The following is a 20,486-nucleotide window of genomic DNA, read 5'->3' on the forward strand; positions in this document are numbered from 1 at the left end:
ATTGCATGATTGTTACGTCATTTAAAGTGTCTATTGTTTTTTGTATCAAGACTGTTTTTTGTCCCGGTGAAGTTAAATATAAATTGAATATTATCTGAACCATGCATTTGAGTAAGGGATTGCTATGACAAACATCGAAGGAATAGCACGGAGGATATACGATATCATTGTTTCTACTGATACAGTTACGGGACTTATCAATGGTGGATTATCTGTTCCTTTAGATTATGGTTATCTGATTTACGGTATCTTTGATACGGATACGGGATATGAACGTGAAACCGAGAGAATCCGTATGATGATAGCTATAAGAAACGACATCCTAAATTATAAAAATATCATTAACGCAGTTACGTTAATCTTTCATCTGTTTAATAAATATTTATCTGAATCAGAGAAAGATAAAATATACAGAGGCGTAGTTACCTCTATTGTGGGCAGGATATCAACCAATATCATCGCATCTAATATTGCTAAAGCCGTCATAGAAAAGAGTTCATTCGCGCATGTAGTATTTAAAGACAAAGGTAATCCAGTTGCCTTTTTGAGTACAATCCTCTTATTGGGAGGGATGGTTGAGCGTTCCATCAGAACATCTGATAACCTCAAAGGTGAAGCGTCTGAGATATATGAGTTACTAAGACCTCGGGACTATGATTTGCTTTATTTTCTTTTTGCCGATGCAGTACAACCTTTTGTTGATGCCATCCATGCGGGATACACCGAGGGCAAGCCCGTTTTCTCGAGTATTATGAAACGGCTGGAAGAGCGTTTGAATGAGAATGCGAGTGTATAATAATATGAGTAAATTAATTATCTCAGTCATAAATGTTGTTATCTGTAGTTATATTGTTGCAGTATGCTTGATTTGTCTCATAGAGTTTGATGCCTGGCAAGATAAAACTATCGCGGTCATTATTACAATTAGCAGTGCTTATATCATCATTTTTGTATTGAATAGGCTTTTGCCTGAAAAGACTCGTATGTCGAGTGGGGTTTTTGATTTGTTATCAGGTCCATTACTAATTATAGGTGCTATTGCTTGTATCTTGTTTCTCGAACCTTGGCCTGTGAAGATTATTGGAATGTTCTTATGGGTAATCGTAATGTTTTGGATCCCTTCTTTTATAGATAAGGAATAATTATGTCAAATCCAGCGTATCTTTGGTTAACGGATGAAAATGGCTCCCCTATAATTGGCAGTTGTTTGGTTACAGGGCGTGTTGGCGCGATTGAATTAAAAGCGGTAACGCACCACTTATCGATTCCTGTAGATGTGAACATAGGGGCATTAACGGGCACCCGAGTACATAGTCCTGTTACGATACAGAAAGATTTTGATAAAACAACGCCAATTTTATGCAAAGCGCTAAGCGAAGGTCAGACATTAAAATCAGCAATTATTAAGATGTATCAAATTATTGATGCAGGTGTAGAAACAGAATACTTCAATATTATTTTAGAAAATGTGAAAATAACTGGGATTACTCCGAACTTATTCCCAGGTTCTGGTACTGGAACACACTGCGAAACTATTCAGTTAAGATATGAAGCCATTACATGGAAACATTGTGATGGAAATATCATCTACAAAGACGCCTGGAATCACAGGGCGACAGCGTAATATATTTAAGTCTTATTTATTTAGTAATAGTAGCGAGTTCAGGATAGGGGCGGTATAAGTTTCGCCGCTTTGTTTTTCTCGTCCTCAGGCCCGAATCACTCGGCTCATCCTTGAGCCTCATCCCTTCGGGCCAAAGCAAGCGTTGTTCAAAACGCTCCCGGCGATTTTGATGCCGGACTAAAACCCACTGGCTTTGGCCACGGAGTGGGATTTTTATAAGTTACTTCTGTGCTTTTAACGCTTCGTTGATCCAGCCGTCGAATTGCTGCTGGTGGGCTTTGATCCAGCCGTCGACGTGGCCCTGGATATCGGCTTCAGAGGCTTTGCCGTCGTGCATCATGGCGTTCTGGGCGTTGATATCGGCAATCGGCAGTTTCATCAGTGCGAAAAGTTTCGCCGCCGCCGGGTTTTTCTCGGCCCAGGCTTTGTTCGCCACAATGTGCATGGTGTTTACCGGGAAGCCATAGTTCGCGCCGTTCGGCAGTTTGGTGTCGATATCTTTCTGCTCGCCCGGCAGGGAGGAGAACGGCACCTGTAGCCATACCACGTCTTTACCCGGCTTCAGTACGTCGCTTACCCAGTACGGTGTCCAGGTGTAGTAGAGCACCGGTTTGCCTTCTTTATAGCGGGCGATGGTGTCGGCCATCATTGCGGCGTAGTTGCCGTGGTTAACGGTCACGGTATTTTCCAGCTCGAAGGCTTTGTTCTGGTGGTTAATCACCGCTTCACAACCCCAGCCCGGCGAACAGCCCATCATGTCGGCTTTGCCGTCACCGTTTCCGTCGAACAGTTTGGCGATTTTCGGATCTTTAAGCTGGTCGATGCGGGTAATCTTGTACTGTTCGGCGGTTTTCTTGTCGATCAGGTAACCCTGTGCCGCGCCGGTGACAAATACCCCTTCGCGATAGAATTTGTTATCGCCGCCAGCGGCTTTGTACATGTCGTCATGCAGCGGCTGCCAGTTAACGGCAGTAAAGGTGGCGTCGCCAGAAGCAATCGAGGTGTAGCCAACGTTGTAATCGACTTCGCTGGTTTTATTTACGGTGTAACCGAGCTTCTCCAGCGCGCGGCTCACCAGCAGCGTCTGGAACGACTCTTCGGAAATGGTGCTCTGTACCGGCTGAACGGTAATGCCTTTACCCGGCAGATCGGCAGCAAACGCAGGGGTGGAAACAAGGGTGGCAATGGCTGTGGCTAAAATCAGGCTGTGTCGCATCGTTGTTCCTTTTTTTTGAGTAAAGAAGGGAAGCGGGGCGGCGAACGCCTGCCACCCCGGAGGTACTTGCGGTTTATTTCGAGAAAGGACGGATCAGCAGGCCAATCGGCCCGGTGGCATACCAGCGGCGGTTGCCACGCGAACGGGCATCGCGGCCCATCGCCTGAGTCAGACGGTCAAGGATAATCGCGAGGATCACAATCCCCACGCCACCCACGGTGGCGAGGCCCATATCCAGACGGCCAATGCCGCGCAGTACCATCTGGCCGAGACCGCCCACGGCGATCATTGAGGCAATCACCACCATCGAGAGCGCCAGCATCAGCGTCTGGTTCACGCCTGCCATGATGGTCGGCATCGCCAGCGGCAGTTGTACTTTAAACAGCATCTGGCGTGGGCTGGCCCCGAACGAGCGCGACGCCTCAATCAAGTCTGCCGGTACCTGGTTGATCCCCAGAATGGTCAGACGGACCACCGGCGGCAGGGCAAAGATAATCGTCACCACCACGCCCGGCACGTTGCCAATACCAAACAGCATCACGATGGGCACCAGATATACGAACGCGGGTGTGGTCTGCATGGCATCCAGCAGGGGGCGGATCACTTTCGCAGCACCGGGACTGCGCGCCAGCCAGATCCCCATCGGCAGGCCGATGATGATGCAGAACAGCAGGGCGGTCAGTACCAGCGCCAGGGTGATCATCGCCTGCGACCAGGCGCCAATCGCGCCGATCGCGATCAGCGAAATCAGCGTGGCGACGCCCATGCCGAGGCTGGAAATCTGCCAGGCGATCAGGGCGAACAGAATGATTGCCACCGGCGCAGGCATCCCCAGCAGCAGCTGTTGGAATGCGCCGAGAATATAATCTACCGGCACGCGAATACCCTGGAACACCGGGCGGAAGTGCATCACTACCCAATCGATCCCCTGTGTGACCCAGCTGTCGAGCGGGATCAGCGTCTTGTGGAACGGATCGAGAATGTTGAAATGCTCCGGCGCGGGTGCCGGCGCGCTGGTCAGCCAGTCGGCGGCGGGGGCATCCTGCGGCGTGGCGGCAGGCGTTCCCCATGCATCGGCGGCGCTGGCCGCGCTGTCGGCAGTCTGGCTGCCGGTATCCCACGGAGTGGTTTCGTTACTCATTGGTTGCCCCCTCACGATCTAATGCCTGTAACAGCACCCCTTTCGAGATGATGCCCACGTACTGCCCCTCTTCGCCGACCACCGGCACCGCACAGGGCGCCTGGCCGACGACGGACAGAAGTTCGCTGAGCGGCGTCTGGGCGTCGACGGCAGCGGGAGTGTCCAGCAGCGCGTTGTCGAGGCCTGCGCCCGCAGCCAGCGCGGTTTTCAGGGAATCGATGGAGACAATGCCAACGAATTTTTGGCCGCGTTCCAGCACATAGCCGAACTCGCGATCTTCATCCTGCAAAAGTTTCAGCGCCGAGCGCGGGCCAAAGCCTGGGGTTTTGCGAATCAGGCCAACCGGCGTACGGCGGGCGATATCTTTGGCGCTAAACACCTGGCTAATATCCACGCCACGGAAGAAGGTGCGCACATAATCATTGGCCGGATTATTAAGGATTTCGTCCGGCGTGCCGATTTGCACTACCTCGCCATTTTGCATAATCGCAATTCGGTCGCCAATTCGCATGGCTTCATCGAGATCGTGAGAAATAAACACAATGGTGCGCTGATGCCTCGACTGAAGCTTAATCAGCTCATCCTGCATTTCGCTGCGAATTAACGGATCGAGGGCCGAGAAGGCTTCGTCCATTAACAAAATATCCGGGTTGATTGCCAATGCACGGGCTAATCCGACGCGCTGACGCATCCCGCCGGATAATTCATCCGGATAAGCATGGGCATAATTCTCCAGCCCAACCTGACGTAAGGCCTCCAGCGCTTTTTCCTGGCGCTCCTGTAAACCTACGCCCGCTAATTCCATGCCAAAGGCGGCATTATTTAATACCGTCATATGGGGCATCAGCGCAAATGACTGGAAAACCATCGCAATTTTCTTTTTGCGCACCTCAGAGAGCTTCGCGTCTGATATTTTGGCGATGTCTTCGCCGTCAATCAGCACCTGCCCCCGGGTGGGTTCAATCAGGCGATTGAGAAGGCGAACCATGGTTGATTTTCCTGAGCCGGATAACCCCATGATGACGAATATCTCGCCTTCTTCAATGGCCAGACTGGCGTTGATAACGCCAAGTGAAAGCCCGGTTTTTTCCAGTATTTCTTCTTTCGAAAGGCCTTTATCAATATATTTAAAGGCGCGCTGTGGATTTTCTCCAAATATTTTATACAGATTCTTAATTTCTAATTTAATTGCCATGCAATGGTCGTGGTCCTGTTATTTATCGATAACGGTTTCATTCCTGCAGGAAATAATGAACGGTCATTACCCTAACACACTCTCAATCTGAGGCAACCCTTGCGATCCCGCATAGGAGGCCAATAACAGCAAGCGAATGGCGCGCATTTCCCATGATATAAGGGCTGAGCAGCAATCGAAAAAAATGAATATTTTTTGATTTTGATAGTCAATTCCCCGGTGAAAGTGACGCTTTCGGCTGGCTTATTTATCAATAATGCGCCAGGGGTTATTCCTGATTGTCGGCAGTAATGCGAGGCTAATCACAAAAGGAAACGCACGCTCATCAGAATATATTTTGCGTGCGTTTTAAGGTGTCATAAAAATGTCAAAAATCGGTCAGAAATCCCAGTCGTCGTCCTCGGTTTCCACCGCTTTTCCCATCACATAGGACGAGCCGGAGCCGGAGAAAAAGTCGTGGTTTTCATCGGCGTTAGGCGACAGCGCGGCAAGGATCGCCGGGTTAACGTCCGCCATTTCCGGCGGGAACAGCGCCTCGTAGCCAAGATTCATGAATGCTTTGTTGGCGTTGTAACACAGGAAAGCGTTGACGTCGTCCGCCCAGCCCACGTCGCCGTACAGTTCGCGGGTATAAACCGTTTCGTTTTCATACAGATCCATCATCAAATCCAGCGCGAAATGCTTGAGTGACTCGCGGGTGGCGGCGTCCTGGCCGGTTAATCCCTGCTGGTATTTGTAGCCGATGTAATACCCGTGTACCGCTTCGTCGCGGATGATCAGGCGGATCAAATCGGCGGTGTTGGTCATTTTGCCCCGGCTCGACCAGTACATCGGCAGGTAGAAACCGGAGTAGAACAGAAATGATTCCAGAAACACGCTGGCGATTTTCTTTTTAAACGGACAGTCGCTGCGGTAATGCGCAAGGATTAGCTGGGCTTTGCGTTGCAGCGGCGCGTTGTTCTCACTCCAGGCGTAGGCGGCATCGACGTCTTTGGTCTGGCATAGTGTTGAGAAAATCGAACTGTACGAGCGGGCGTGTACTGCTTCCATGAAACAGATGTTCGACAGCACGGCTTCTTCATGGGGGGTCAGCGAGTCGGGCATCAGCGCGGGCGCGCCGACGCTGTTTTGCACCGTATCCAGCAGCGTCAGTCCGGTAAACACACGGATGGTCAACTGCTGTTCCTGCGGGGTGAGCGACTGCCACGCCGGAATATCATTAGAGAGCGGCACTTTTTCCGGCAGCCAGAAATTGCTGGTCAGCCGGTTCCAGACCTCAAGGTCTTTATCGTCCTGGATTTTGTTCCAGTTAATGGCGCTGATTCGGGTTAATGTCATGGCGTTATAATGCGCAGGAGACGCATCCCTCAATTTCGGTGCCTTCAAGCGCCAACTGGCGCAGGCGGATGTAGTACAGGGTTTTGATGCCCTTTTTCCAGGCGTAAATTTGCGCCTTGTTGATATCGCGGGTGGTGGCGGTATCCGGGAAAAACAGCGTCAGCGACAGCCCCTGATCGACGTGGCGCGTGGCTTCGGCATAGGTGTCGATAATTTTCTCCGGCCCGATGTCGTAGGCGTCCTGATATAGCGCCACGTTGTCGTTGGTCATAAACGGCGCGGGGTAGTAAACCCGGCCCGTTTTGCCCTCTTTGCGGATCTCAATGCGCGACACGATCGGGTGAATGCTCGACGTGGCATGGTTGATATAGGAGATCGACCCGGTCGGCGGGATAGCCTGCAAATTCTGGTTATAAATGCCGTAGCGCATCACATCGTCGCGCAACTGCTGCCACATCTCCCGGGTTGGCAACGTAATCCCTGCCTGGCTAAATAGCCGGGCGACTTTCGCCGTTTTGGGCTGCCAGTCATGGGCCAGATATTGCGTGAAGTATTCTCCGCTGGCGTAGCGAGACTGTTCAAACCCGGCAAAGCGCGCGTTGCGCTCTTTCGCCAGCAGCATTGAAGTATGGAGCGCGTGCCAGGTGACGGTGTAGAAATAGAGATTGGTGAAGTCGAGCCCTTCCGGTGAACCGTAGGCGATGCCTTCTCGCGCCAGATAGCCGTGCAGGTTCATTTGCCCAAGACCAATAGCGTGCGAGGCGTTGTTGCCCGCCTCCACCGATGGCACGCTGCGGATCTGGCTCATATCGGAAACTGCCGTCAGCGCCCGCACCGCCATCTCCACGGTGCGGCCAAAATTCGGGGCGTCCATAGCGTGAGCAATGTTCAGCGAGCCGAGGTTGCAGGAAATATCTTTCCCCACCGTGGCGTAATCGAGGTTTTCGTCATACTGCGACGGGCTGTTGACCTGCAAAATCTCCGAGCACAGGTTGCTCATGTTGATATGCCCGGCGATGGGGTTGGCGCGGTTTACCGTGTCTTCAAACATCAAATACGGGTAACCTGACTCAAACTGGATTTCCGCCAGCGTCTGGAAGAAATCGCGCGCGTTGATCCAACTCTTACGCACCCGTTCATCGGCCACCAGGGTGGGGTACAGCGCGCTAATGCTGATATCGCCGAAGGCTTTGCCGTACAACCGCTCCACATCATAGGGCGAGAACAGCGCCATCTGCGCGTTCTGTTTAGCAAGCTGGAAGGTGATATCCGGGATCACCACGCCCAGTGAGAGCGTTTTTATACGAATCTTCTCGTCGGCGTTTTCCCGTTTGGTATCCAGAAAACGCAGAATATCCGGGTGATGGGCGTGCAAATACACCGCACCCGCACCCTGGCGCGCGCCCAACTGGTTGGCGTAAGAAAACGCGTCTTCGAGCATTTTCATCACCGGGATCACGCCCGACGACTGGTTTTCTATACGCTTAATCGGCGCACCGGCCTCGCGTAAGTTCGACAGTAAGAAAGCTACGCCGCCGCCGCGTTTTGACAGTTGCAGCGCGGCGTTCACCGCCCGGCCAATGGACTCCATATTGTCTTCGATACGCAACAGGAAGCAGGAAACCAGCTCACCACGCTGCTGTTTACCGCAGTTGAGGAAGGTGGGGGTAGCAGGCTGAAAACGTCCGCTGAGGATTTCGTCGAGCATGGCGGTGGCCTGGCTTTCATCGCCCTGGGCCAGAGTTAACGCCACCATGCAGGCGCGATCCGGGAAGTGTTCAAGGTAGCGCTTACCATCGAAGGTTTTTAGCGTATAGCTGGTGTAAAACTTCCATGCGCCGAGGAAAGTCTGGAACTGGAAACCGGCGCTGTGGGCATGGGTAAAAAGCTGAAGGATAAAATCCTCGCTATAGCGATTTAACACCGCCGGATCGTAGTAGTTCTCCTCGACCAGCCAACACAGCCGCGCCTGCTGGTTGGTAAACGCCACGCTGTTTGGTAGCACGTGATGCGCCATAAACGAGGCCACCGCCTGCTTGTCTTTTTCAAACTGAATGCGGCCCTGCGGATCGTAAAGATTCAGCATGGCGTTCAGCGCATGGTAATCCGGTGAGTTTTCTATCGTTGCCAAAATTCGTTCACTCCCTTACGCACGTTTTCGATGTCGCGCATCGTGCCCATTAATTCGAAGCGGTAGAGATAAGGCACCTGGCATTTTTGGGCGATAACATCACCAGCCCGGCAAAACGCCTCGCCAAAATTACGGTTGCCCGCCGCGATCACGCCGTGCAGCAACGTGCGGTTCTGTTCATCGTTAAGAAACTGGATAACCTGGCGCGGCACCGCGCCTTTGGTTTCGCCGCCGCCGTAGCTGGGCACTACCAGGATATAAGGCTGGTCTACTTTTAAACGCGCTTTGCCATCAATGGCGATGCGCAGCGCCGGTAATCCCAGCCGCTCAATAAAGCGATGGGTGTTTTCGGAGCGGCTGGAAAAGTAGACCAGCTGGCTCATGCGTTCGCCGCCTGCTGTGCCGGGCGCAGCCGGTTGATCATGTCCGGGCGAAAACCGGACCAGCTCAACGCATCGGCGATCACTACCGGCAGTTGACGAAAACCCCGGGCGCGTAATTCTTCTATGGCTTCCGGTTGGGTATCCAGATTCACCAGTTCAAACTCAAGGCCCCGGCTTTCAATTGCGCGTTTGGTTGCATGGCACTGAACACAGTCGTTTCGAGTGTAAATAGTAATGCGCATGATTCGTATTTCCATCTATGATGACGCTACGTGGTGTTTCGCTGGTAGTGTCACAGGGGTTGGTTGATGTAATGAATACTAGATGTAGATCGTTTTATATTCAACCACACAATATATAGTTATTTTAGCTAACTCATGCCGTCACTTAACAGCAAAGCGCGGGCAGGACATTGACGCCCAGAAGATGGCGAATCGGTGAAGTTTTCAGCATGTGGTCGTAGGGGAGGTAAAAAAAAGCCCCGGCGGCTGCCAGGGCGTCTGGAGATCAGTGGGGCGATTATTTACGACCACAGTTGAGCAGGGCACCGATAAAAATCCCCGCTGCTGCTGCGACACCGACGCTGCACCACGGGTTGCGGCGAACATACGTATCTGCACAGCCCATCGCGTCACAGGCGGCCTGGCTAACGCCATTACGGCCACTCATCCTGGCGCGGGTTTCGCGCAGCAGAGATTTTGCTTTACGGCGTGCCGCTTCGGCTTCGTCCTTCGCATCGCTTCCCCAGGACTTCAGCACATCCTCCAGTGAGTCCGCCAGACGGCTTACATCGTCATTAATTTCCTGAACGCCATCATCAGCTTGCTTACGGTTTATTTTGTTAAACATTGTAATTCTCCAATGGGTTAGCTGTGTTTAACAGTGTAGACCAGAATTGTTTGCCGTTGAGGTAGGTCACGCCTTATAAGGCGGTTTATGGACTTTTCCGAAAGCGTTGCTAATGCTCCTTACTGTAAGGTTGGCAACGCTGTGAAAAGATGACGAGGAAAAAAAATGTATTTACGACCCGATGAGGTAGCGCGCGTTCTTGAGAAAGTGGGCTTTACCATGCAAGAGGTAACGCCGAAAACCTATGGCTATCGCCGTGGTGAAGCTTATGTTTATGTGAACCGTGAAGCGCGGATGGGCCGTACGGCATTAATTATCCACCCGACACTGAAAGAACGCAGCCAGACCCTTGCCGAGCCGGCCTCCGAGATCAAAACCAGCGATCACTATCAGCAGTTCCCGCTGTATCTGGGTGGGGAAGCGGAACAGCACTATGGTATCCCGCATGGGTTTAGCTCCCGTATGGCGCTGGAGCGCTATCTTTCCGGTTTATTCGGCGAGCCGCAGTGATTCGATTTTTGCTACGCCGCCGTTATAACTGAACGCGCGGCTGAGCTTCAGCAACCCGGAACAGGCGGCGGCAATAATCCAGGAAGTAGCCGTAGGCTGCGCCCATCAACATCGAGATCAGCGCGTTGGAACTCACCGCCGCGACCATCTGATGCCAGTCTGCACCCACAAATAACAGAATCAATGCGTACACCGGCGACTGGAACGTAACATAGGCCAGCACGTCTGCCAGATTCTTCGCCCAGCTGTTTGCACTGGCGCGTTTTGCCTGGCGAATAAAGTAATCCCGGTAGATCCCATAAGGCCAGGCTATAAGTATGTTGACCGGGATGGACACCAGACGAGAAGAGAGTGACTGTTCAAAGGTCATGCCGGAGATGAAAATCTCAATAACCATCCCAACAGCAAAACAATACACCACCATAGCGAAAGTGTCCGCCGCCGCATGACGCAGGCGCGAGTGGGGCGAGAACATGTCAGCACTCCTTTGTAAAATAAGCGGTTAACGGAAAAAGGCATTATGATGGTCAATGTCTTCATGCCAGTTATATGATTCGGTTTTTACGTTGTCATTAGATTATATTGCTGGATATGAACTAACAACTAGCTATTAATTTTTATTTAATGCCTTTTTATCGATAAAATTCTCTGAAATGAATATTTTATACGCATCTCCCTTATAAATAATTGAGGAGATTTAAAAACAAAATAAAATCAATGAGTTAATTGTCATTTTGTTCTGGTGCTTTTAGGTTCTTTTCGGTGTGATTAAGGTTTTTTGGCATGAGATGCTTTCTTAAAGAAGAATGCGATTTTAAATAGAGCTTTTTATCATTAAAAACACCCTTATCAGCAGGAAAAACTAAGCGCAAAGAGGCGTATAACCGCAGTCGAATGCATAAACAAGCATCAGGAAGGCTACTGTAGTCATTTTTAATGATCGTTCCGCCATTGCTAACGCGTATGTAATCATTCACCTCATCAATATATTAAATATTATTAGATTTAAACGTTAATAAAACTCATTAAGAGGTTATGGAAAGCTCAGCCGGTTTGCCATATTCTTCCGTCATGATATTTAAGGATGGAAAATAATGAATTTACGCGCAGTAAGCTGGCGGCTTGCACATTTAATTGTCGAATTAGTGCATGATGCGCCTCTCAATAAAAAATTACTCTATGTTTATTTTAATGAGTTGATAGACCTCAATGAAAATGAGTTGCCGGATAAACTATCCCTGGATCTCAAAAATATTAAAGCAATGTTTAGCGATCCGCTGGCAACAAGGATTGATAAATTAACTGAGAAAGAATTAATAAGCCTGGCGTCTCGCATTGTTCTGCTGTTATCTGAGATTAGCTATGAGGCTGGACTACAGGCGGGGCGAGAGAGGCTGGCGTTCTGAATGGACCCATCCCAAAGCGCTCTGTTTGCGCGAAAGGAAACGGCAACAGTTATTAATCGCCATCATCGAGGTTAAAATAGTAATAATCTTAAAATGATTCTCCTGAAGTGCATGTAAACCTGCTCTGTATATTGCAGTGGTTATCGGTAAAGTAATGTCATCACAGTGGCGTTTTGCTAACGGCAAGCTAAACTTTGTAAAAACGATGATTTATAACCACCTGCATAATAAGGGAGTAAATATGGGTTTCTGGAGAATTGTTATTACTATTCTTTTGCCACCGCTGGGCGTGTTATTGGGTAAAGGATTCGGGATGGCTTTTATACTCAATATCATTCTTACCTTGCTTGGTTATATTCCGGGCCTGATCCACGCATTTTGGGTCCAGTCACGCCCGTAAATATCAACGGCTCAGCATCTCGCTGGGCCGTCGTGTTTTCCCGCTCTACTTTCCGCACCCGTTAAAACGCCTCTCTACCGCTTTTTTGGTATCTATCTCTAAAATTTAGAATTTCCTTAGCGTAAATGCGCAGCAAAGGGCGATATGTCACATTTTTTATGCGCCTGACAGGGATAATTCGCGCAAACTAAAACCGATGGAGAGTGCACATGGCGTTATTTAGAAAGACGATTCTGGCGGCTTTTGTGATGGGATGCAGTAGCGCCGCGCTGGCTTTACCTCATATCACCATTCTGGCAACCGGCGGGACCATTGCGGGCGGAGGCGCGTCAGCCACCCAGTCCGCCTACAAGGCCGGTAAAGTCACGGTTGAAAACCTGGTGGACGCAGTACCTGAATTAAAGACTATTGCCCAAATTAAAGGAGAGCAGGTCGTCAGCATCGGCTCTCAGGATATGAATGACGACGTCTGGTTAACGCTGGCCAAGAAAATCAACAGCGACTGCGATAACACGGATGGCTTCGTGATTACTCACGGCACCGACACCATGGAGGAAACGGCGTACTTCCTGAATTTGACGGTGAAATGCAACAAGCCGGTAGTGATGGTAGGCGCTATGCGTCCCTCGACTGCCATGAGCGCGGATGGCCCTTTTAATCTGTATAACGCCGTGATTACTGCCGCCGATCCGCAATCCGCCAATCGTGGGGTGCTGGTGGCGATGAACGATACGGTGCTGGATGGCCGTGACGTGATCAAAACCAACACCACCGATGTCGCCACATTCCGGGCCGTCAACTTCGGCCCGCTAGGTTATATCCATAACGGTAAAGTCGACTACCAGCGTGCTCCGGCCCGTAAGCACACAACTCAAACGCCTTTTAACGTCAACAATCTGACGGAACTACCCAAAGTGGGGATTGTTTATAACTACGCTAACGCCTCGGACCTGCCGGTGAAAGCGCTGGTGGAGGGCGGTTATAAAGGCATCGTCAGCGCAGGCGTGGGTAACGGTAATCTGTATAAAACCGTGTTCGATAGCCTGGCGACCGCTGCGCATAACGGCATCGCCGTGGTGCGTTCATCGCGTGTGCCGACGGGTTCCACGACACAGGATGCCGAAGTGGATGACGCCAAATACGGTTTTGTTGCCTCCGGTACGCTGAACCCGCAAAAAGCGCGCGTTTTGCTGCAACTGGCATTGACGCAAACCAGCGATCCGCAACAGATCCAAACCATGTTTAATCAGTACTGATTTTCAGCGGAGCCTGGCTTCAGGCTCCGCCGTTTTTAAGCGAGACGCTGAAACATCAGGAAATAGTTGATAAAACCGTAAGATGAAAATAGTTCTTGCTAAACTATTCTACGCCTGTATTATTGCCCTCGGTTTGTCAGACAGACCTTATGAAAGCAGTTTTAGTAAAGCAGTCCTCAGTTAGAGCGTTATCTTTGATACCCCTTCTCGTGAGTCTCCTCCTAAGCTTCTAAATAAGTTAATTCTGCAACGCGAGCCACGATATCCGCATCGAGCGGCACTCTATTTTTTCGAGGAAGTATCAATGTCTAATAAAATGACTGGTTTAGTAAAATGGTTCAACGCTGATAAAGGTTTCGGCTTCATCACTCCTGACAACGGCGGCAAAGACGTGTTCGTACACTTCTCCGCAATCCAGACCAACGGCTTTAAAGTTCTGGAAGACAACCAGAAAGTAGAATTCTCTATCGAGAACGGCGCTAAAGGCCCGGCTGCTGCGAACGTTGTTGTTCTGTAAGTGCTGAATCTCTCGCTTGATTTACGATAGCGAAGACGGTTTAACCCGAGCAGTTAAATAAAGCGATAAAAACCCGCCACTGAGCGGGTTTTTTATGTCTGAACCCTTCTCTGGTATTCTTTCATCCACACAAAATTAAGGATGAATATGATTACCACCATAACCCCGCAAGAATTTCCCTCCCTTATCCCTGTCTGGGAAAGCGCAGTGCGCGCCACTCATCATTTTCTTACTGAACAAGACATTGCCGCGTTACGCACGCAAATCCCCGACTATTTCCCGATGGTGACATTACGCGTCTGGCGCGAACCGCAAGGCCAAATCCAGGGTTTTGTCGGCCTTGCGGGCGAGGCGATTGAAATGCTGTTTATTCATGCCAGCAGCCGGGGAAAAGGGATCGGCCGCGCGTTATTGACGTGGGCGGTTGAGCAGGGCGCAAACCAACTGGACGTAAATGAACAAAACCCACAGGCGCTGGCGTTCTATCAACACTGCGGCTTCGAGGTGGTTGGGCGCTCTGCACTGGATGGCCAGGGCCGTCCTTTCCCGCTTTTGCATATGCGTTATGTGAAGCCCCGTTAAAAAAATAGCCTGGTGCAGGATGCTGCCGGGATACGTTCCCTGTAATGCTTTACTCTGCAATCAAAGTGATAACCCGTGGATAACCGGGTTATTTGCATTTATCACCCGATTCTTCTTTTTCACCCCTTTCCCCTGACTCCCCGGCAGGGGACCGCAACGCTTGCCATGAGAAAGTAAATGCGTACAATTCTCATTTGCTTTTGAGGGCAAGGGTGCGCCTCACCATTGGCTCCGATAAAGCAGTCAAACCATTAAAAACATGACCGGTATTACTCAACCGTGTGCTGAAAGCGGTTGAGTAATAACCGGTTAACTCGACATCTTCCTGTTCTGGCGCTTTTCGCCTGCGGTTAATCCTCCGCGTCAGGATGGTTAGCAAGGAGCTTTCATTGAAAATCAAACACACTCTGCTGGCGCTTGCCGTTGCCGCATCTTTGGCAAGCTGCGTCGCGCATAAAGCGCAACCCACCCAAGCCGCCGCCGCGCCTGCCGCTGAGAAAAATCAAAACGTCCAGCAGCGCGAGTTGGCGAACGGCCTGTATGAAATGGTTATTAACCCGGCGGGCGATGCGCTGTACGTCGCCAGCGCGTTAAGTTTTAAAGATGTGCAGGGCGGTGTGGTTTACAAGCTCGATCCCAGGACGTTGAAAACTATCGGTGAAGCCCATACCGATTTGAAAAATTTCGGCGCGGCGATTTCTCCTGACGGCAGCACGCTATACGTCACTAACTCCCTGGACGGCGGCATCAGCGCGCTGGACACCGCCACCGGAAAAGTAAAAATCCGTACTCTGTTCAAAGAGCGTAATAAAGAAGGCTTCCCTTACGGCGCGCGTGAAATCCTGCTGCGTGATGGCCTGCTGTATGTCGGCAGCGTTGCCGATCCGGCGGTGATCTGGGTGGTTGACGCCAACACCATGAAGCTGAAAAAACGCATCGATAACGCAGGGAAATGGGTCACCGGCCTGCATTACTCCGAACAGACTCAGCGTCTATATGCCGCTAACGGCGGCGGCGAAATTCTGGTGATCAACCCGAAAACGCAGCGCATCGAAAAGCGTTGGGCACCGCTCGGCGTGGATAACGCGCTGCTGCTGAACATGGCGGAAGATCCAGAAACGGGTCGTCTGTTCGTTACCGACAACTCGAAAGCCAAAACCACCCTGGTACTGGATATTCATACCGGCAACGTGATCAAACAGCTGGATACCGGCGATACCCTGGGCGTGAAATTCAATCCGAAGCGCAACGAGATTTACCTTTCCCAGCGCGAAAGCGGAAAGGTACGGGTGCTGGACGCGACCCGTTATACGGTGAAAAAACAGTTCGATCTGCCGCCGCATCCGAACAGCCTGCTGCTGTCCGCCGACGGGCAAACCCTGTACGTCACCGTCAAACAGGGCTTTAACAAGGATCACTCCACTACAGGCCCAGACAGCATTGTGCGGATCGCGCTCAATCACTAAACCGCTCCGTTAAAGGGCATTCTCTTTTGCATTTTTTTGAGTCACCAGGTATGAACGTAAAAACGAAAACACTACTGGCGCTGGCGATTGGCGCAATTGTTCAGGGCGCACAGGCGGCCTCCGCTGAAACCGCGAAAAAAAGTCAGGAAGACACCATGGTGGTCCATGCCACCGGGAATGACTTTAAACCCGGCGGCGACGAACTGGTCCCGGCTTTTCTTGACGGCCAAATGGCCAACGGCGGGCGGCTGGGGATGTTGGGTGAACAGAATGCCCTGGACGTGCCCTTTAACATCATCGGCTATACCTCAAAGCTGATTGAAGACCAGCAGGCGAAAACCATCGCCGACGTGGTCAGCAACGACGCGGGCGTGCAAAACGTGCAGGGTTACGGCAACTATGCCGAAACCTACCGTATTCGCGGCTTTAAGCTGGATGGCGATGACATGACGTTCGGCGGCCTGGCGGGCGTGGTGCCGCGCCAGGTGGTAGATGCCGCCATGCTGGAGCGCGTGGAAATCTTTAAAGGCGCTAATGCGCTGGTTAACGGCGCGGCCTCATCCGGCGTGGGCGGGATGATCAACCTGGAGCCGAAACACGCCACCGATACACCGGTGACCCGCGTCGGCGTGGATTACACCTCGGCATCCCAGGTCGGCGGCTCGCTGGATCTTGGTCGTCGCTTCGGCGATAGCAATCAGTTCGGCGCGCGGGTTAACCTGCTGCATCGCGAAGGCGAAAGCCCGATTGAAGACGACAAGCGCCGCACCACGCTGGCCTCGATTGGTCTGGATTACAAAGGCGACCGCCTGCGCGGCTCGCTGGACGCGGGCTACCAGAAAAAAACGTTTCACGGCGGCACTGTGGGCGTCAATATCAGCGCCGTGGATTTCATTCCCGATCCGCCGCGTAATACCAGCAACTACGCCCAGAAGTGGGGCTACAGCAATATCGAAAACGAGTTCGGTCTGGCGCGCGCCGAATACGATCTGACCGATAACTGGACCACTTACCTCGGGTTCGGTATGCAGCACGGTCGTGAAACCGGGATCTACAGCTCGCCGAAAATCAATAACGTTAACGGCAACGCGACGATTGGCCGTCTGGATACCAACGCCATCCACGATTCTTACAGCGGCATGGGCGGTATTCGTGGCAATTTCGACACCGGATTCGTTTCGCATAAGGTCAACGTCGGCTACTCCGCGCTGTTGCGCCGCGACAATATCGCCTGGGCGATGCTCTCGAAAAACCCGGCGGTACCGGTCAATATTTACGATCCGCAAGATGTGCCGATGCCGGATGCCGATCTGAAAGGCGGTAATTACAGCGATCCGCTCACCACCGGGCGCACCCGTACTCAGGGCTGGCTGTTGAGCGATACCCTGGGCGTGCTGGACGACAAACTGTTGCTGACCCTGGGTGCGCGTCATCAGAAAGTGGCGGTGCGCAACTACAGCAACGCGACCGGCGCGGAAACCGCCAACTCGCGCTACGATCAGAGCCGCTGGATGCCGACTTACGGCCTGGTGTACAAAGCCTGGGATGAGGTCTCTTTCTACGCCAACCATACCGAAGCGCTACAGCCGGGCCAGGCCGCGCCGAAAGGCACCTCTAACTACGGCGAGAGCACCGATATCGTGCACTCGAAGCAGAACGAAGTGGGCGTGAAAATGGACTATGGACGCATCGGCGGCTCGCTGGCGCTGTATGAAATCAAGAAGCCGTCGGGCTTTAACGTTGCCTCCAGCGATCCCAACGCGCTGCCGACCTGGAAAATGGACGGCGAACAGCGTAACCGCGGCATTGAGCTGAACGTATTCGGCGAACCGATGCTGGGCTTGCGCCTTAACGGCAGCGCCACCTGGATTGATGCTGAACTGACCAAAACCCAGAATGGCGTTAATAAAGGCAATGACCCAATCGGCATCCCGTCGTACGTGATGGTGCTGGGCGCGGAATATGACATCCAGCCGATTCAGGGGCTGACCGCCACGGCGCGCGTTAACCGTTCCGGTTCGCAGTACGCCAACGCGGCGAACACCAAAAAACTCGACGCCTACACCACGCTGGATTTAGGCGTTCGCTACAAAATGCAGTTAAATCAGGATCGCAACGAAATGACTTTGCGCGTGGGCGTGGATAACGTCACCAACGAAAACTACTGGTCGAGCGTGGATGATGGCGGCACGTATATCTTCCAGGGCGAACCGCGCACCCTGAAAGTGTCGATGAGCTACGACTTCTGATTGCCAAAAAAACCAGGGGGCAGCAATGCCCCTTTTCCATTGTTATAAATTTGTAATAAAACCTTCTTACACTGCTCACTTCTGATAACAATACCGACAGGAAGCCATGATGAGCAGACCTCTTAAGCCGCTGTTTAAACAGGAACACAGCGACGATATCAGTAACCGCAGCGCCAACCCCGTATTTTCCGATGTCGCCAGTGCGTTTTTAAGCCGCCGCCGTTTTTTACAAATGGGCGTCGTGGCCGGTGCGGCGGTGTCTTTTCCCGCGCTGATGAAGTCGCCAGCGGCCTGGGCGGTGGAAACCGCGATGGCTCGCCCGTCCGCACTGGGTTTCACCAGCATTGCGGTTTCTACGGATGATACCGTGCGTGTACCGGAAGGCTACGTGGCGCGTCCATTCTATCGCTGGGGCGATGCGGTGGGCTTAAAAGGTAACCTGCCGGAATTTAAAACCGATGGCAGTAACACCACCGATGAACAGGCCGCGCAGGCGGGCATGCATCACGACGGTATGGCCTGGTTTAGCCTGCCGCTGGGCGATAACGATCCGCACCACGGGCTGCTGGCGATGAACCATGAATACATCGACAACGGGCTGTTGTTTAAAGACGGCGTGGCTAACTGGAACCTCGATAAAGTCCGCAAAGGACAGAACGCGATGGGGATTTCGATCATTGAAGTGAAAAAAGAGGGCGACAACTGGACCGTGGTCCGCCCGTCGGAATTTGCGCGCCGCATCACCGTTAATACGCCGATGAAACTCACCGGCCCGGCGAAAAATCATGCGCTGATGAAAACCGACGCCGATCCGCAGGGGGAAACGGTACTCGGCACGATGCAGAACTGCGCCAACGGCCATACGCCGTGGGGCACCTATCTGACCTGTGAAGAAAACTGGTCGGATATTTTCGTCAAGAAAGCCGCGCCGAACGCGCTGGAAAAACGCTACGGTATTAGCGACAGCGATGAATCCTACCGCTGGAACGAGGCCGATCCGCGCTTTAGCGTCGACGCCACGCCAAATGAACCCAACCGTTTCGGCTGGGTTGTGGAAATCGATCCCTATCATCCGCAATCCACCCCGCGTAAACACACCGCGCTGGGCCGCTTCAAACACGAAGGCGCGGCCATTACGCTGGCGGCCGACAAGCGCGTGGTCGCCTATATGGGCGATGACCAGAAATTCGAGTACATCTATAAATTCGTCTCCGCCAATAAATACGACGCCAGCCAGCGCGATGCCGCCATGAATTTGCTCTCTGAAGGCACGCTGTACGTGGCGAAATTCAACGAAGACGGCAGCGGAAGCTGGTTGCCGCTGGTGTATGGCCAGGGCGGGCTGGATGAGAGCAACGGCTTCGCCAGCCAGGGCGAACTGCTGATCAAAACGCGTCTCGCCGCCGATGTGGTAGGTGCCACCAAAATGGACCGCCCGGAGTGGATTGCGGTGGATCCACACGCTGCCGGCAGCGTTTACTGTACCCTGACCAACAACAGCGATCGCGGCAAAGAGGGCAAAGCGCCAGTAGATGCCGCCAACCCGCGCGCCAGTAACGTCTACGGGCATATCATGCACTGGACCGAAGAGAACAGCGACCCGGCCTCTACCGCGTTCAAATGGGATATCCTGGTGATGGGCGGCAAGCCGGACAGCGCCGACGAAAAGGCGAAAGGCTCAATGAAAGGGGCGGAATTTGGTAGCCCGGACGGCCTGTCGTTCGACCATCGCGGCGTGCTGTGGATCCAGACCGACGTCTCATCCAGTACTATCAACAAAAAAGCCTACGAGGGAATGGGTAACAACCAGATGCTCGCCACCGTGCCTGGCACCAATGAGTATCGCCGCTTCCTCACCGGGCCGCGCGGCTGCGAGATCACCGGCATCGCCTTTACGCCAGATAACCGCACGCTGTTTATCAATATCCAGCACCCCGGCGAGCCTGGCGATGATATCAGCGACCCGGCGAACCCGACCGCCGTGTCCACCTGGCCTGACGGCGATAAAAATAGCCGCCCACGCTCATCTACCGTGGTAATTGTTAAAGCCGACGGCGGAATTATCGGCAGTTAACCTCTCCGGCCTCCTTTGGGAGGCCGTTTTCTTTTGCGCTGTAACCCCCTCTTTTTGCTATTGATCGCGTGAATGTGCTGTCGTCTGCGTTAGGGTTTGGGCTATGCTCAGTAAAAGTCTGCCCGCGCTTAGCGTTTCCTGCTTAGAGG

General features: G+C 52.3%; 21 protein-coding genes. 12 read left to right on the forward strand and 9 right to left on the reverse strand.

Features of this window, described 5'->3' with window-relative positions:
- Positions 1-124 precede the first annotated feature (124 nt).
- From ACVV26_RS04885 to ACVV26_RS04895, 3 genes are read left to right on the forward strand one after another with little or no spacing between them, the layout of a single operon-like run.
- Entirely contained in the window at positions 125-796 is a 672-nt protein-coding gene (locus tag ACVV26_RS04885; RefSeq protein ID WP_474800243.1) for a hypothetical protein, read from the forward strand.
- Between the two features lie 4 nt (positions 797-800).
- Positions 801-1,142: a hypothetical protein gene (locus ACVV26_RS04890; RefSeq protein WP_474801731.1), complete on the forward strand. Its 342-nt coding sequence runs from the start codon at positions 801-803 to the stop codon at positions 1,140-1,142.
- Between the two features lie 2 nt (positions 1,143-1,144).
- Complete coding sequence (locus tag ACVV26_RS04895) at positions 1,145-1,624, forward strand: Hcp family type VI secretion system effector (protein ID WP_474800245.1); 480 nt, start codon at positions 1,145-1,147, stop codon at positions 1,622-1,624.
- 220 nt (positions 1,625-1,844) lie between these two features.
- On the opposite strand, the gene proX is transcribed toward ACVV26_RS04895, so the two are convergent.
- The 8 genes from proX to ACVV26_RS04935 all read right to left on the reverse strand — a co-directional run bounded on the left by proX (position 1,845) and on the right by ACVV26_RS04935 (position 9,877).
- Positions 1,845-2,840: a glycine betaine/L-proline ABC transporter substrate-binding protein ProX gene (gene proX, locus ACVV26_RS04900; protein WP_474800247.1), complete on the reverse strand. Its 996-nt coding sequence runs from the start codon at positions 2,838-2,840 to the stop codon at positions 1,845-1,847.
- Positions 2,841-2,913: 73 nt separating this feature from the next.
- Positions 2,914-3,981, reverse strand: coding sequence for a glycine betaine/L-proline ABC transporter permease ProW (proW, locus tag ACVV26_RS04905; protein WP_474800249.1), 1,068 nt, complete (start codon positions 3,979-3,981; stop codon positions 2,914-2,916).
- The gene (proV, locus tag ACVV26_RS04910) at positions 3,974-5,176 is read right to left on the reverse strand and encodes a glycine betaine/L-proline ABC transporter ATP-binding protein ProV (RefSeq protein ID WP_312983484.1); all 1,203 of its coding nucleotides are present in this window, start codon (positions 5,174-5,176) and stop codon (positions 3,974-3,976) included. The genes proW and proV overlap by 8 nt, the downstream gene beginning before the upstream one ends.
- 378 nt (positions 5,177-5,554) lie before the next feature.
- Positions 5,555-6,514 (reverse strand): class 1b ribonucleoside-diphosphate reductase subunit beta, encoded by a 960-nt coding sequence (gene nrdF / locus ACVV26_RS04915; RefSeq protein WP_474800251.1) that lies wholly within the window; start codon positions 6,512-6,514, stop codon positions 5,555-5,557.
- 4 nt (positions 6,515-6,518) lie between these two features.
- Positions 6,519-8,600 (reverse strand): class 1b ribonucleoside-diphosphate reductase subunit alpha, encoded by a 2,082-nt coding sequence (nrdE, locus tag ACVV26_RS04920; RefSeq protein WP_474801733.1) that lies wholly within the window; start codon positions 8,598-8,600, stop codon positions 6,519-6,521.
- Between the two features lie 32 nt (positions 8,601-8,632).
- Positions 8,633-9,028, reverse strand: a complete 396-nt coding sequence (nrdI, locus tag ACVV26_RS04925) for a class Ib ribonucleoside-diphosphate reductase assembly flavoprotein NrdI (protein WP_474800253.1) — start codon at positions 9,026-9,028, stop codon at positions 8,633-8,635.
- Positions 9,025-9,270, reverse strand: a complete 246-nt coding sequence (nrdH, locus tag ACVV26_RS04930) for a glutaredoxin-like protein NrdH (RefSeq protein ID WP_313082634.1) — start codon at positions 9,268-9,270, stop codon at positions 9,025-9,027. Before nrdH ends, nrdI begins: the two co-directional genes overlap by 4 nt.
- Before the next feature lie 277 nt (positions 9,271-9,547).
- Positions 9,548-9,877, reverse strand: a complete 330-nt coding sequence (locus ACVV26_RS04935; protein ID WP_312983490.1) for a DUF883 family protein — start codon at positions 9,875-9,877, stop codon at positions 9,548-9,550.
- Between the two features lie 165 nt (positions 9,878-10,042).
- Between ACVV26_RS04935 and ACVV26_RS04940 the strand changes: the two genes are divergently transcribed.
- The gene (locus ACVV26_RS04940) at positions 10,043-10,387 is read left to right on the forward strand and encodes a DUF2002 family protein (protein WP_474800255.1); all 345 of its coding nucleotides are present in this window, start codon (positions 10,043-10,045) and stop codon (positions 10,385-10,387) included.
- A 22-nt stretch (positions 10,388-10,409) separates the two neighbouring features.
- On the opposite strand, the gene ACVV26_RS04945 is transcribed toward ACVV26_RS04940, so the two are convergent.
- Positions 10,410-10,862: an L-alanine exporter AlaE gene (locus ACVV26_RS04945; RefSeq protein WP_312983494.1), complete on the reverse strand. Its 453-nt coding sequence runs from the start codon at positions 10,860-10,862 to the stop codon at positions 10,410-10,412.
- Positions 10,863-11,481: 619 nt separating this feature from the next.
- Here ACVV26_RS04945 and ACVV26_RS04950 point away from each other — a divergent pair.
- From ACVV26_RS04950 to ACVV26_RS04985, 8 genes are all read left to right on the forward strand, one after another.
- Entirely contained in the window at positions 11,482-11,793 is a 312-nt protein-coding gene (locus tag ACVV26_RS04950; RefSeq protein WP_474800257.1) for a hypothetical protein, read from the forward strand.
- A 241-nt stretch (positions 11,794-12,034) separates the two neighbouring features.
- Positions 12,035-12,193: a YqaE/Pmp3 family membrane protein gene (locus tag ACVV26_RS04955; RefSeq protein WP_125294917.1), complete on the forward strand. Its 159-nt coding sequence runs from the start codon at positions 12,035-12,037 to the stop codon at positions 12,191-12,193.
- A gap of 209 nt (positions 12,194-12,402) precedes the next feature.
- On the forward strand, positions 12,403-13,449 hold the full coding sequence (ansB, locus tag ACVV26_RS04960; RefSeq protein WP_474800259.1) for an L-asparaginase 2: 1,047 nt from the start codon (positions 12,403-12,405) through the stop codon (positions 13,447-13,449).
- Positions 13,450-13,753: 304 nt separating this feature from the next.
- Complete coding sequence (gene cspG / locus ACVV26_RS04965) at positions 13,754-13,966, forward strand: cold shock protein CspG (protein WP_125294852.1); 213 nt, start codon at positions 13,754-13,756, stop codon at positions 13,964-13,966.
- Between the two features lie 147 nt (positions 13,967-14,113).
- Positions 14,114-14,548 carry a GNAT family N-acetyltransferase gene (locus ACVV26_RS04970; protein WP_474800261.1) on the forward strand — a complete coding sequence of 145 codons (435 nt, stop codon included), beginning with the start codon at positions 14,114-14,116 and terminating at the stop codon, positions 14,546-14,548.
- 389 nt (positions 14,549-14,937) lie between these two features.
- Positions 14,938-16,014, forward strand: a complete 1,077-nt coding sequence (locus tag ACVV26_RS04975) for a YncE family protein (protein WP_474800263.1) — start codon at positions 14,938-14,940, stop codon at positions 16,012-16,014.
- Between the two features lie 50 nt (positions 16,015-16,064).
- On the forward strand, positions 16,065-18,263 hold the full coding sequence (locus ACVV26_RS04980) for a TonB-dependent receptor (RefSeq protein WP_474800265.1): 2,199 nt from the start codon (positions 16,065-16,067) through the stop codon (positions 18,261-18,263).
- A 109-nt stretch (positions 18,264-18,372) separates the two neighbouring features.
- Positions 18,373-20,337: a PhoX family protein gene (locus ACVV26_RS04985; protein WP_474801735.1), complete on the forward strand. Its 1,965-nt coding sequence runs from the start codon at positions 18,373-18,375 to the stop codon at positions 20,335-20,337.
- Positions 20,338-20,486: the final 149 nt, after the last annotated feature.

This window comes from Atlantibacter sp. MEI4A-1023 (assembly GCF_056155425.1).